Below are 13,367 nucleotides of genomic sequence, written 5' to 3' on the forward strand. Positions count from 1 at the left end.
GGCCTACCGACCGGTATGAAAGAGCTCCTCGCTCCGATCGTTGAACTGCTGGTCTACGCGGTCATCGCGGCCGGGTTCACCGTCGCCGGCGTCCTCGCCGAACTGACGAGCGCCGAGTACCTCGCCGCCGGGAACCTGCACTTCGCGGTCTGGCTGTCCGTCATGGGAGCGGTCGCTCTGTACGCGGGTATCGTTGCACTGGGACTCGACGAAGTCCTTCCGCGGCTCCGAGACACCGTCGACGAGTCGTAGTGCGCAGCGACTGAGCGTTCAAGAAAGCCGTATCCGGCGTTCACTTCGGGTCGCGTGACAGAGCGAAATCGACTACAAAAAGCGCACTGTGGGACGGGTCAGGGTCGAATGATCAGTTTCCCGAAGAAGCTGTCCGCCATCACGTCGTGGTGGGCCTGACCGGCCTCTTCGAGGGTGTACTCGCGAGCGACGTCGATGACCAACTCGTCGCGCTCGATCATCCCGGCGATTCCTTCGAGCGGGGGTTTCAGGTCGGGCGTGTTGAACATCTTCATGAACTTCACGGTAAGGTTCTTCAGTCGCGGGGCGGAGGAGGCTGCAACGCCGACGGACGGGTCCATCTCCGCCTCGCCGATACCCATCACGCGAGCCTCCATGTTGGCGACCTCGGCGTCGAGATCGAGGTACTCGTCGAGGCGGTGGTCGAGGATGACGTCGACGCCGCCGCCGGACGCCTCGATGATCGCCTCGGCGAGGTCGTCGCGCGCGTAATCGAGGACGATATCCGCGCCCAGCTCGCGCACGCGATCGTGGTTTTCCGGTGACGCCGTGGCGATGACGTGCGCACCCGCGGCGTCGGCGATCTGCACCGCGGTGTGACCGACGCCGCCGCTGCCGCCGTGGATGAGACACTGATCGGAGACCTGCAGGTCCGCGAAGTCGACGAGACACAGCCACGCCGTCACGGCCGCACAGCCGACGCCGCCGGCCGTTATCAGATCCATGTTGTCCGGGAGGTGAACGACCCGTGACGTCGGGATCGCCGCGTACTCCTGGTAGCCGCCGTGAACGTGCTTTCCGGTACCCGTCCCGAAGACGCGGTCTCCGACCTCGAAGTGGGCCGCTTGGCCCGCTGCGTCGGGGTCGCCGACCCGATCGCCAACCTCGACGACCGTCCCCGCGAAGTCAATTCCGGGGACCCACGGGAGTTCCGGCGGCGCGTACATCCCTTCGGTCATGTACGTGTCCGCGGGGTTCACGCTCGACGCGCTTATGTCGACCAGCACCTCGTCGTCGCGGGGGTCCGGGCGATCGATCTCGTCGACCTGATACATATCGATGGACTTGCCGAACTCGTGAAAGCGTACTGCGCGCATGCCCACGGGTACCTTCCACGAGATAATATACCTACCCACACGTTCCCAAATCACCGCGAGCCTCCACCAGTTATTATAAAAGCCGCCTTTTACGAAAGCGTTAATCCCGTCTCCGCGAAATTGAGCAGCGACATGCGCGACGCCGAGGCACCCACACTACGCGAGTTCGAGACATGGTTGAGCCTCTTTACCGACGGTGAACTGCCCGAAAAGGACCGATGGAAAGCGTGGTTTTGCGTCGCCGAGTACGAGCTCGACGACTTCGAGGCGCAGTCGGCGATGCTGACGGATAACGACGCGTCGGGGAGTTTCGCATTTTTGGGGCGCGATGCGGACGAGCAGGCGGCGATCATCGAAACACTGGACGCTGGCGGCCACGAGATCGCGTTTCACTCCCACCGCCACCACACCTACGCCAACCTCTCCTACGACGACGCCCACGACGCGATCACCACTGGCATGGCCGCTATCGAGGACGCCACCGGCGTCACCCCAGACGGCTTCTTCGTTCCCTTCCTCGATCTCAGCGATGGATCGGTCCGGGCGATCGAAGACGTCGGATTCGAATGGGTGCTCGGCTCCGCGGAGCGTGACTCCCACGTCGATATTCGCTCACCCGTGACGCCGTTCGACATCGCGCTGTTGCCCGACCACCCGCCGAGTGAGGTGATGGCCCAACTCCGCGAGGACGCCGGCGGAGATCGGCCGTTCCTGTTTCACCCGCCAGTCGTCGAGTACCACGATGGGCTCAACGCGTTTGAACAGTGGATCGCCGACGTCGACCCCGTCTCCGTCGCCGAACAGTTCGAGAACGGCGGGAGCGGCGTTGTCCTCGACTGCATCCGTCCCGTTCGGATCGAGTGAGGCAGTTTGGGGATCCAACCCTATTTATTCGCAGCTGATGCGTACGACAGATCGCGTCGCTAGCGGCGCGTTTCGCCCGATGTAAAAAGCCAAGGGCCGGATTTGAACCGGCGTGTAGCTGCTCTGCAGGCAACCGCGTAAGGCCAGACTCTGCCACCTTGGCGCGTCTAGGAGTTACGGAGACGCCGATTTAAGCGTAGCGGTGCAAAGCGACCGCTACGTCGGCGACGACGTCACTCGCCGTATAAAAATACAAAACCCCCACACAGCGGATGCTGTGCAGGGGTTGAATGAGTGGCAGGCGGCGAACCAGATTTCCCAGAAGCTCGCGCACTCCAGTACTCGCTGGGACGCTGGCGGGCTTATCTTCCGTGTTCGGGATGGGTACGGGAGTGGCCCCGCCGCTTTGGCCGCCTTAACGCCGGTTCGTGGAGTCGAACCACGATGGTATACCGATACCGGTGGTGCTACCGTGCTGTACATGCGATCCAGTTTACGCCCGGACCCGCTTCATCGGGCGGAGCAATCAAGATTGGTGGCTTCGGTCGGTTAGTGCTCGCGGGCTGAACGTCTCGTTGCCTCGACGCGTACACCCCGAGTCTATCGATCTCGTCTTCTACGAGAGACCTCGGCGACGCTTCTTTTCCAGGTGGGTTTCCGGCTTAGATGCATTCAGCCGTTACCCCGTGGTGCGTAGCTGCCCAGCAGTGCCCTCTCGGACAACTGGTAAACCAGTGGCACCCAACCGTAGTTCCTCTCGTACTATACGGTCGTTCCTGTCAAGCGTCAAACACACCCAGTAGATAGCAGCCGACCTGTCTCACGACGGTCTAAACCCAGCTCACGACCTCCTTTAATAGGCGAACAACCTCACCCTTGCCTGCTTCTGCACAGGCAGGATGGAGGGAACCGACATCGAGGTAGCAAGCCACGCGGTCGATATGTGCTCTTGCGCGTGACGACTCTGTTATCCCTAGGGTAGCTTTTCTGTCATCAATGGCCCGCATCGGGCAGGCTCATTGGTTCGCTAGACCACGCTTTCGCGTCAGCGATCCTCGTTGGGAAGATCACTGTCAATCCATCTTTTGCTCTTACACTCTCCGTCGGGTCTCTGTCCCGACTGAGATGGACTTAGGGCGCGCTCGATATCTTTTCGAGCGCGTACCGCCCCAGTCAAACTGCCCAGCTATCGGTGTCCTCCTCCCGGAGTGAGGGTCACAGTCACTGACGGGTAGTATTTCAGTGTTGACTCGGCGACGTGCTGGCGCACGCACCTGTGTAGTGTCTCCTACCTATCCTGCACATCAGCGACCATGTCCCAGCGACAGCTTGCAGTAAAGCTCCATAGGGTCTTCGCTTCCCCCTGGGTGTCTCCAGACTCCGCACTGGAACGTATGGTTCACCGGGCCCAACGTTGGGACAGCGACGCTCTCGTTAATCCATTCATGCAAGCCGCTACTGAAGCGGCAAGGTACTACGCTACCTTAAGAGGGTCATAGTTACCCCCGCCGTTGACGGGTCCTTCGTCCTCTTGTACGAGGTGTTCAGATACCCGCACTGGGCAGGATTCAGTGACCGTACGAGTCCTTTCGGATTTGCGGTCACCTGTGTTGTTACTAGACAGTCGGAGCGTCCGAGTCACTGAGACCTGCCTCTTTCCGAGGCAGGCACCCCTTATCGCGAACTTACGGGGCCAGATTGCCGAATTCCCTAACGTCGGTTGTTCCCGACAGGCCTTGCCTTTCGCCGGCATGAGCACCTGTGTCGGATCTCGGTACGGTCGTTGTGATTGCCTTTTCACGGGCCCCAGGTTGAACCGACTTGCGCTATCCTGCCGTTCGTCCGCTTCGTGCCATTACGGCTTCCACGGATTTGGACAGTTCGACCGGGCGAAGGCCCGGTTCGGTCGACCCCAAGGCGTCAGCGTTTAGTCCACAACGGTGCTGGAATATTAACCAGCTTCCCAATTTGATCTATTCGAATTGCGATAGATCTTAGGACCGACTAACCCTCGGCTGACAAACATTGCCGAGGAACCCTTGCTCATTTGGCCGTCGAGATTCTCACCCGACTATCGCTGCTACTGCAACCAGGATTTTCGTCACCGGTCGGTCCACTCGAACTCTCGTCCGAGCTTCCACCCAACCGGAGTGCCGACCTACGGAAACACGCTGTAAGGCGTGCCGCTGGGTCTCGGTGGTAGACTTGAGCCCCGATCATTTTGGGCGCCCCGAACCTCGGCCGGTAAGCTGTTACGCTATTCTTAGAGGGTAGCTGCTTCTAAGCTCACCTCCCGGCTGTCTTGGGCTCGGGACTACCTTCAATCGCACTTAGTCTACACTTGGGGACCTTAACCCAGCTCTGGGTTGTCTCCCTCACGCTGCACAGGCTTACCCCGCACAGCGGACTCCCTGCGTCCACGGCGTCCGTGAGTTCGGAGTTTGACAGGAGGGCGAACTTCTCTCGAAGTCCGCTCCCCCAATCAGTCTCTCTACCCCACGAACTACCTCAGCAGAGGTCATGCTTCGACATGTTTCGGTCGGAACCAGCTGTTTCCGGGTTCGATGGGCCTTTCACCCCTACACGTAGATCACGAGAGGGTATTGTAGGACACCAACTCTAACGGACCTCCACGTAGCTTTCGCCACGCTTCGTCCTGTCCACGCGTAGATCACCCGGTTTCGGGTCGTACCCATCTGACTCCCCGCGCTTGAACACGGCGGCCCTGACGCAAAGCGCTGCGGCCATGTCGGTTTCCCTACGCCTTCCCCGATGAACGGGTTAGACTCGTCAAATAAGTACACTCCCTGGTTCGTTTTTCAAAACGCACGACGGAACACCGGCTTCCGATGTTTCCTACTGGAGACTCGCGTCTCGGTCGTTTCACAGCGGACCTTTTATGCCCCGTCGTTCTATCACCACCTGATTTCAAGCCCTATTGCACCTCCCTTCTCGGGGTGCTTTTCAGCGTTCGCTCACGCTACTTGTTCGCTATCGGTCTCGAGACGTATTTAGTCTTAGCAGACGATGTCTGCCAAATTCACGAGGAATTTCCAATCCCCGATACTCTGGAGCTGACGCACGGATTACTGAGTTCCGGTACGGGGCTATCACCCTGTATCGCGCTCCGTTCCAGGAGACTTTTCGAAACTGTTCGTCCGATGAGAGTCAGTCCGAACACCACATTGCCCGTGAAGGCTTCGGTTTGGACTGCGTCGTGTTCACTCGCGGTTACTAACGACATCGCGTTCGCTTTCTCTTCCTGCCCCTACTAAGATGTTTCAATCCGGGGCGTTCCCCATTGCGCAAAGCAATTGCGGTGAGGATTCCTATTAGGAGATCCGTAGTTCTTCGCCTCCGTGCGGCTCCCTACGGCTTATCGCAGCTTGGCACGTCCTTCGTCGGCGCTCGAGCCGAGCTATTCACCAGGTGGCACAGTAGCCACGGTAATGATTATAGATCGCTCATAAACCCGATGAAACGGGTCCAGTGAGCGTCTGGATCGCATGTACACACGGTTTCATGCACACATCCGTTGACTGCGGACATGTGTCGACCCTTCCCACTCGCGCTTGCACGGAGTGGTGCATCGGTTCTGCGTACCCGAATCGTGCCGCGTTCCCCACTTAAGGGACACGGTTCGACTCGGGCACGTGAGATGGACCCACTGGGATTCGAACCCAGGGCATCCTCCTTGCAAAGGAGGCACTCTACCACTGAGCTATGGGCCCTACCATTAGCCTTGACAGTTCAAAGGTGCTCGGTCGGTCACGCATCGAGGCCGATAGCGCCAAAGGTGGGCTGAGGCGGATGCCTCAGTCCCGATCGTTAGGAGGTGATCCAGCCGCAGATTCCCCTACGGCTACCTTGTTACGACTTAAGCCCCCTTGCGGAGCCCAGATTCGACTTAGAAACTAAGCCTCATCCGGACCCCACTCGGGTGCTTTGACGGGCGGTGTGTGCAAGGAGCAGGGACGTATTCACCGCGCGCTTCTGACACGCGATTACTACCGAATCCAGCTTCATGTGGGCGAGTTTCAGCCCACAATCCGAACTACGACCAAGTTTAGGAGATTAGCTTCACCTCTCGGTGTCGCATCCCACTGTCTTGGCCATTGTAGCCCGCGTGTAGCCCAGCTCATTCGGGGCATACTGACCTACCGTTGCCCGTTCCTTCCTCCGTCTTGGCGACGGCAGTCCCCCTAGTGTACCCAGCCATCGCGAGATGCTGCTGGCAACTAGAGGTGCGGGTCTCGCTCGTTGCCTGACTTAACAGGACGCCTCACGGTACGAGCTGACGGCGGCCATGCACCTCCTCTCAACAGCGTCGGATAAGGTCATCAACCTGATCGTCATTACTGTTGTCGGAGCTGGTGAGATGTCCGGCGTTGAGTCCAATTAAACCGCAGGCTCCTCCGGTTGTAGTGCTCCCCCGCCAATTCCTTTAAGTTTCATCCTTGCAGACGTACTTCCCAGGCGGCTCGCTTCACGGCTTCCCTACGGCACAGCGCAGGCTCGTAGCCTGCGCCACACCTAGCGAGCATCGTTTACGGCTAGGACTACCCGGGTATCTAATCCGGTTCGAGACCCTAGCTTTCGTCCCTCACTGTCGGATCCGTCCTTCCAAGGTGCTTTCGCCATCGGTGGTCCGTCCAGGATTACGGGATTTCACTCCTACCCCGGACGTACCCCTTGGATCTTCCGGTCCCAAGCCGCACAGTTTTCGCCGGACGCCCACTCGTTAAGCGAGTGGATTTCCCGACGAACTTGCGCGGCCAGCTACGGACGCTTTAGGCCCAATAATATCGGCCATCACTTGGGCTGCCGGTGTTACCGCGGCGGCTGGCACCGGTCTTGCCCAGCCCTTATTCGTAGACCTCCTTACGGTCTACAAAAGCGAGGGCTCTATGCCCTCGCACTCGGTGTCCCCCTATCGCACTGGCGTGCAGTGTAAAGGTTTCGCGCCTGCTGCGCCCCGTAGGGCCCGGACTCGTGTCTCAGAGTCCGTCTCCGGGATCTCACTCTCATGACCCGTACCGATTATCGGCACGGTGGGCCGTTACCCCACCGTCTACCTAATCGGCCGCAGCCACATCCTATGGCGCCGGAGCGTTTCACACATCCGCCACTTCCAGGCTGGATGTACTATCCGGGATTAGCCTCAGTTTCCCGAGGTTATCCCAGTCCATAGGGCAGTTTGGCCACGTGTTACTGAGCAGTTTGCTACGTTATACGTACAACTCGCATGGCTAAGTCGGACACCGATAGCAATGGCCTCCGGCAGGATCAACCGGAATGTGTTCCCCGAACTTGTTACCCAGCTCGGGGAGGGTTTGGCGGGAACACACCCGCGTGGGTGTGTTACCATCAATGTCTATCGGCGTTCGATGACAATCGGACCGACCGAGTGTCACCGAACTGCCAAGGCTAACATCAGATCCCATCTATACGGCGGACCGCAGGGGTGGAATCCTCATTTCCTTCGGACCTGATTGTACCCCGCGACGGGTCATAAACCCATCGGAGTTCATCCGGTCCGCGAGCGAAGATGGGTTCGAACCATCTTCGACCACGTTGTATCTTTTCCGAGCACCCTTGTATGTATAAGGGCGTCGAATCGGAAGCGAGCCGAACGGAGTCCGGTTCGCCTTTCGCATTTCAATCCGAGTGCCCTGTTACACTTAAGGGCATCGGAGTCAGGTCGACGCCGGAATGCGATTCCGGACCGGCCTTCGTATTTCAGTCCGAGTGCCCTGTTACACTTAAGGGCATCGGATCGATGCTCCGAGCGATCGGAACATCGGGCCGTCGTCGCACGCTGCTCCGAGGCCGAGTGGGCATCGGAAACGAGACGACCCGGAGGGCCATCCCGTCGGGGCACCGCGCCCCGTGCCGTTCGCATTCGATGCGATGGGAGTCGGCATATTAAGCCCGTCGAAGTATGCCGGCTTCGTCACTCGATTTCATGCCGCTCGGGGCGTGTGAGTGGTGCACGCACTGGTTGACGCAGTTCACACATGGCGGAGTCGTTGGCGAACCGTAGCGGACCCACCCGGCTCGCGCGCGTATCTCGAAAGAGAACATCAATCATATTAAATATAAATGACACTATCGCGTATCGGACGATACAGCGTCGTGGCCACAGGCACGACTGTTGCGCGGCTGGAAGGCGACCCCGTCATCCCACGCGCGTGCGTACGCAGAGTCGGGGCGAGTGAGTTACCGCGCGTCGAGGGGTTTCCCCGCGCGAGCCATAGCCATTGCGGTGTCCACGGAGAGCAGTCGCTCGGGGGGCGGTCGGTCGGGTAGAAATGGAGACACCCACCGCAACGTTACACCGCGTTAGAGTTCTTCGAGGTGTTCGATCCCCTGTTTCGAGACGTTCGCCTCGGTGATCTCCTCGGGCATCCAGTCGGGACTGTCGTCTGGAGCCGTCTCCTCCCACGCCCAGCCCTCGTAGATGTGGACCTTCTTCGTCCCCTTCTCGCGAAGTCGAAGCTCCGTCGTCTCGGCGTCAGCCTCGCTTGCTGCCGGATCGAGTCGGCGAGCGGCCTTCAGTGCCGCCTGCCTCGGTGTTCGTCCGGAGAAAACGCTCGATTCGTCGCCGCTGTTCTCCCGAAGCGCGAAGTTTCGGGTATCGTCGTCACGTGCCATGGTTTCGAACCTCCGTGTGATTTCTGAACATACGTCAATATAAATATATCCCCGGAGTCGCCCCCTTGGTACGGTTTTTTTATAAACATCTCAGCGAGAGTGACGGAACTGGCGATGAGTTGGGGGCTCGAAGCCGCTCAAATCCCCGAAACGGCGCTCGTTTCCACTCGTGCGCGCCCGATTTCGGTCCTCGCACGGTACACTTATGTATCTCGTGTGGTGAACGACCCAACATAACGCGATGGTGCGAAAGAAGAAGCTCAGCCCCAGTGGCGCCAAAGACGAGGACGGCAAATACCACAACGTCCACGTGAACCTCCACGAGGACGAACTCGCCGTTGCCGGCATGGAGATCGGAGACGAGGTGTTCGTCCGGGTCCGTGACGGAAAGATCATCATTCAAAGAGCCGACGCGGACGACGTCGAACACGAGTTCTAGAGAAGGTAATTCGAACGGACCAACCGGACGATGGACGCCACCGAGGGAGCATCGCGTGACCCGAACGCCGGGAATCGCGGGGCTTAAGCGAATCCGCCGGCCCCATAGAACAATGACGCCTTACGACCTCGCGAAGCCGCTTTTTTTTCGACTCGATGCCGAAACGGCCCACGGCCTCGGCGGCCGAGCGCTCGAAGCGATCCAGCACACGCCGATCGAGCGGGTGATTGCCGATCGCTACACGGTCGTCGACTCGCGGCTGCGCGTCGAGACGCTGGGCCGGACGTTTCCAAATCCGATCGGCGTCGCGGCGGGGTTCGACAAGAACGCGAAGATTCCGAACGCGCTCGCGGCGTTGGGCTTCGGACACGTCGAGGTCGGCGGCGTGACGGCGGAACCGCAGGCCGGAAACCCCCGTCCTCGGCTGTTCCGACTGATCGAGGACGGCGCGTTAATAAACCGAATGGGCTTCAACAACGACGGAGCGGACGTCATCGGCGAACGGCTCGATGGGACCGATTGCCCGGTCCCGGTCGGGGTCAACATCGGCAAGTCGAAGTCAACGCCCAATGACGACGCGGAGGACGATTACCGCTACACCTTCGAACGCGTCGGTTCGGGCGACTACTTCGTCGTCAACGTCTCGTCGCCGAACACGCCCGGTCTCAGAGAGCTCCAACAGCGGGACCGGCTGGCATCCATCCTCGGGAGCCTCAAGGACGACGGTGCCGATCCGCTCCTGGTGAAGCTTTCGCCGGACCTCACCGACGCCGCGATCGAGGACGCCCTCGCGGTCGTCGAGGAACTCGATCTCGACGGCATCATCGCGACGAACACGACGACGAGCCGACCCGCGTCGCTCCGCGGACGGCACGCGAGCGAGGAGGGCGGCCTCTCCGGGAAGCCGATCGAGTCCGAGTCCACGGCGATGGTTCGGTTCATCGCCGAGCGGACCGACAAGCCGGTCATCGGCGTCGGCGGCGTCACGGACGCCGCGGGCGCGTACGCGAAGATCAGATCTGGAGCTCACCTCGTGCAGTTGTACACCGGGCTGATCTACGAGGGCCCCTCGATCGCGAGAGAGATCAACCGCGGGCTGCTCGAGCGGCTGGAACGCGACGGGTTCGACTCGGTCGAGGATGCCGTCGGCGCCGACCTCTGAAGCCGCGAGACCGACGTTTATCACGGCGGCGATCGGACGTCGAGTATGGACGCCCCTGCCGGTGATAATGGGGGGATCACGACCACGTTCCGGCGGGTTTTCGCCCTCGAGCGCGACGTGCTCGTCCTCTCGGTCGCGATGTTCGCCTTCAGCCTCGGCTTTCAGATGACGAGCCGGTACGTCCCGCGATACATGTCGGTGCTTGGATCGGGTGCCGTGGCCATCGGCCTGTTCGGCACGTTCGGCAACCTCATCGGCGCAGTCTATCCGTACCCCGGTGGCGCCGTCTCGGACCGGATCGGCTCGCGGGTCGCGCTGACGCTGTTCGGATTGGCTTCCACGGCGGGGTTCGTCATCTGGCTGTTCGCGGACGCCTTTGGCACCGTCGTCGTGCCGCCGATCGGAACGACGGTCGATCTCCTCGGCCGCGAACTCGTCCTCGGGTGGCTCGAACCCGCGTCGATCCCTGTCGCGATCTTCCTCGGGTTGCTCTTCGCGCAGGCGTGGAAGTCGTTCGGGCTCGGTGCGACGTTCGCCATCGTCAAGCAAGCCGTCGAACCCGATCGGCTGGCGACCGGCTTCGCGAGCACCGAGACGTTCCGCCGGACGGCGTTCCTCTTGGGCCCGCTCCTCGCCGCAGCGATACTGACGCTGTTCGCCTTCGAGACGGGCTTTCGGATCGTACTCGCGGTCGCGGCGGCGTTCGGGCTCGGCGCGACGCTCGCCCAGCACGTCCTCTACGACGCGAGCGAGGATCGCCTTGGCAAATCGTTCGAGGGCGTCTCGACGGTGCTCGGTGACCTTCGCGCGATGCCCGCGGAGTTGCGCCCGCTACTCGCGGCCGACACGCTCATCCGCTTTTCGAACGGCATGGTCTACGTCTTCTTCGTCATCGTCGTCACGGAGTTCCTCGCGGTCGGGGCGCGGGTCCCGGTCGTCGGGGCGCTCTCGCCGGACGCGTACTTCGGCGTGTTGCTCGCGATCGAGATGTTCGTCGCGCTCGCGATCATGGTTCCGGTGTCGCGGCTGTCGCGCCGAATCGGCCTAAAACCCGTCGTCGCGCTCGGCTTTGCGGTGTACGCCGTGTTCCCGGTTGCGCTGATCTACGCCCCGCCGAACGCCGCCGCGTTGGCGCTGTTGTTCGCCTTCTCGGGGGTCCGGTTCGCGGGGCTACCGGCGCACAAAGCGCTCATCGTCGGCCCGGCGAAAGCGGGGGCCAGCGGTCGCGTGACCGGCTCGTACTACCTCGTCAGAAACGTCGTCGTCATCCCGTCGGCGGCCATCGGCGGCGCGATCTACGCCGCCTCGCCGAAGACGGCCTTCGTCGGCGCGAGCGCGATTGGCATCGTCGGCGTCGCGCTGTTCCTCGTCGCCGGACGGGAGTTCGACGCGGCGATCGCCCGTTGACGGTTCCGGCTGATGGACCGGATTACCGCACCGAGCCGGCGCGGAACTCGCCGTGTTTCATCCCGAGCGCGAACGCGATAAACCCGAAGGCGAGCATCGAGGGGGCCACCATCATGAGCGTCGTTTCGAGTGGCATTACTCCGCTTCCGGCGAGGCCGGCGACACCGATGACGACGATTACGAGTAGTGCACCGAGCGAGACTGGAAGGCTGAATTCCATATGAGGTCTCGTTGGAGTTCCGGCGTCATAGTTCATGCTGTCGAGGAACCCCAGCGTACGACGGTGACGGCCCCGGTACAGGTTCAAGTGTCGTCGGCCCCAAGGGAAACCATGTCTGACAGCGTCGCCCGCGAACTCGGTCGCAAGACTGCGGGGCTCTCCACGCGCGCGTCGGTCGTCCTGTTCGCCCTCCTCGCCGTCGGTGCGGCCGTCGCGTTGGGCGTGGTCGAGTTCGATCCCCTCCTGGTCGCGGGGGTGGCGCTGTTGCTCGTTGCCGTCGCCGCAGTGTCGAGCGCCGTCGAGATCGTCGAGGCCTACGAGAAGGAGGCGCTGACGGTGTTCGGCGAGTTCCGGACGCTCCTCGAACCGGGGATTCACTTCGTCCCCCCGTTCGTCTCCCGCACGTATCCGTTCGATATGCGGACGCAGATGCTCGACGTGCCCCGTCAGGAGGCGATCACGGAGGACAACTCGCCGGTGACCGCCGACGCCGTCGTCTACATCAAGGTGATGAATGCGAAGCGCGCGTTCCTCCAAGTTGACGACTACAAGCGGGCGACCCTGTATCTCGCCCAAACGACGCTCCGAGCCGTCCTGGGCGACATGGAACTCGACGAAACGCTCTCGAAGCGCGAGAAGATCAACCGCCGCATCCAACAGGAGCTAGAGGGGCCGACCGACGAGTGGGGCGTCCGCGTCGAGGCCGTCGAGGTCCGAGAGGTCAACCCGAGCCCCGACGTCCAGCGGGCGATGGAACAGCAGACCTCCGCCGAACGGAGGCGACGGGCCATGATCCTCGAAGCGCAGGGTGAACGCCGCTCCGTCGTCGAGCGAGCCGAGGGTGACAAACAGGCGAACATCCTCGAGGCGCAGGGCGAAAAGCAGAGCCAGATCCTCGAGGCGCAGGGGGAAGCGATCTCGACGGTCCTCCGGGCGAAATCCGCCGAGTCGATGGGCGAGCGCGCCGTCATCGAACGCGGCATGGAAACGCTCGAAACCATCGGCCAGGGCGAGTCGACCACGTTCGTCCTCCCCCAGGAACTCACCTCCCTCGTCGGCCGCTACGGCAAACACCTCACCGGCAGCGAGGTCGACGACGAGGGAGGTCCAGAGCTCGAATCGAGGGCCTTCGACGAGGAGACCCGCGAACTGCTCGGGATCGACAGCATCGAGGCGCTCGCGGCGGGCGACGGAGACGTCGATATCGAGGTCGAAAGCGCCGATATCGAACTCGAGGACGACATCGCGTAGGGCGAGAGACGATCCGGCCCA

At 61.5% G+C, this 13,367-nt stretch carries 9 protein-coding genes, 2 tRNA genes and 3 rRNA genes; 6 read left to right on the forward strand and 8 right to left on the reverse strand.

All coding sequences use genetic code 11. From position 1 onward, the window contains the following. Positions 1-15 precede the first annotated feature (15 nt). Positions 16-252: a hypothetical protein gene (locus DM868_RS09365; RefSeq protein ID WP_137276623.1), complete on the forward strand. Its 237-nt coding sequence runs from the start codon at positions 16-18 to the stop codon at positions 250-252. Between the two features lie 98 nt (positions 253-350). Here DM868_RS09365 and DM868_RS09370 read toward each other — a convergent pair whose 3' ends face one another. Then, positions 351-1,349, reverse strand: a complete 999-nt coding sequence (locus tag DM868_RS09370) for a quinone oxidoreductase family protein (protein ID WP_137276624.1) — start codon at positions 1,347-1,349, stop codon at positions 351-353. Between the two features lie 132 nt (positions 1,350-1,481). Between DM868_RS09370 and DM868_RS09375 the strand changes: the two genes are divergently transcribed. Then, positions 1,482-2,213, forward strand: a complete 732-nt coding sequence (locus DM868_RS09375; RefSeq protein WP_137276625.1) for a polysaccharide deacetylase family protein — start codon at positions 1,482-1,484, stop codon at positions 2,211-2,213. 87 nt (positions 2,214-2,300) lie between these two features. On the opposite strand, the gene DM868_RS09380 is transcribed toward DM868_RS09375, so the two are convergent. The 6 genes from DM868_RS09380 to DM868_RS09405 all read right to left on the reverse strand — a co-directional run bounded on the left by DM868_RS09380 (position 2,301) and on the right by DM868_RS09405 (position 8,867). After that, positions 2,301-2,376 (reverse strand) — tRNA-Cys (locus DM868_RS09380). 133 nt (positions 2,377-2,509) lie between these two features. Beyond that, a 5S ribosomal RNA gene (gene rrf / locus DM868_RS09385) occupies positions 2,510-2,631 on the reverse strand. Positions 2,632-2,743: 112 nt separating this feature from the next. After that, positions 2,744-5,663: ribosomal RNA gene (locus DM868_RS09390) — 23S ribosomal RNA — on the reverse strand. 209 nt (positions 5,664-5,872) lie between these two features. Further along, positions 5,873-5,944, reverse strand: a tRNA-Ala gene (locus DM868_RS09395). A 99-nt stretch (positions 5,945-6,043) separates the two neighbouring features. Next, a 16S ribosomal RNA gene (locus DM868_RS09400) occupies positions 6,044-7,510 on the reverse strand. Together the 16S, 23S and 5S rRNA genes with 2 tRNA genes alongside form the textbook arrangement of a ribosomal RNA operon. 1,045 nt (positions 7,511-8,555) lie before the next feature. Further along, positions 8,556-8,867 (reverse strand): non-histone chromosomal MC1 family protein, encoded by a 312-nt coding sequence (locus DM868_RS09405; RefSeq protein ID WP_137276626.1) that lies wholly within the window; start codon positions 8,865-8,867, stop codon positions 8,556-8,558. Between the two features lie 241 nt (positions 8,868-9,108). On the opposite strand from DM868_RS09405, the gene DM868_RS09410 reads away from it, so the two are divergent. The 3 genes from DM868_RS09410 (at position 9,109) to DM868_RS09420 (ending at position 11,875) form a co-directional block, all read left to right on the forward strand. Then, positions 9,109-9,306, forward strand: a complete 198-nt coding sequence (locus DM868_RS09410; protein ID WP_137276627.1) for a hypothetical protein — start codon at positions 9,109-9,111, stop codon at positions 9,304-9,306. A gap of 112 nt (positions 9,307-9,418) precedes the next feature. Next, the gene (locus DM868_RS09415) at positions 9,419-10,468 is read left to right on the forward strand and encodes a quinone-dependent dihydroorotate dehydrogenase (protein ID WP_137276628.1); all 1,050 of its coding nucleotides are present in this window, start codon (positions 9,419-9,421) and stop codon (positions 10,466-10,468) included. 45 nt (positions 10,469-10,513) lie between these two features. After that, on the forward strand, positions 10,514-11,875 hold the full coding sequence (locus DM868_RS09420; protein WP_137276629.1) for an MFS transporter: 1,362 nt from the start codon (positions 10,514-10,516) through the stop codon (positions 11,873-11,875). A gap of 22 nt (positions 11,876-11,897) precedes the next feature. Here DM868_RS09420 and DM868_RS09425 read toward each other — a convergent pair whose 3' ends face one another. Beyond that, a complete protein-coding gene (locus DM868_RS09425) occupies positions 11,898-12,095 on the reverse strand; it encodes a DUF7333 family protein (RefSeq protein WP_137276630.1) in 198 nt (65 codons plus the stop codon). Between the two features lie 111 nt (positions 12,096-12,206). Here DM868_RS09425 and DM868_RS09430 point away from each other — a divergent pair, with 111 nt between their 5' ends. Further along, positions 12,207-13,346 carry an SPFH domain-containing protein gene (locus DM868_RS09430; RefSeq protein WP_137276631.1) on the forward strand — a complete coding sequence of 380 codons (1,140 nt, stop codon included), beginning with the start codon at positions 12,207-12,209 and terminating at the stop codon, positions 13,344-13,346. The last annotated feature ends 21 nt before the right edge of the window (positions 13,347-13,367 follow it).

This window comes from Natronomonas salsuginis, assembly GCF_005239135.1.
Taxonomy (GTDB): domain Archaea; phylum Halobacteriota; class Halobacteria; order Halobacteriales; family Haloarculaceae; genus Natronomonas; species Natronomonas salsuginis.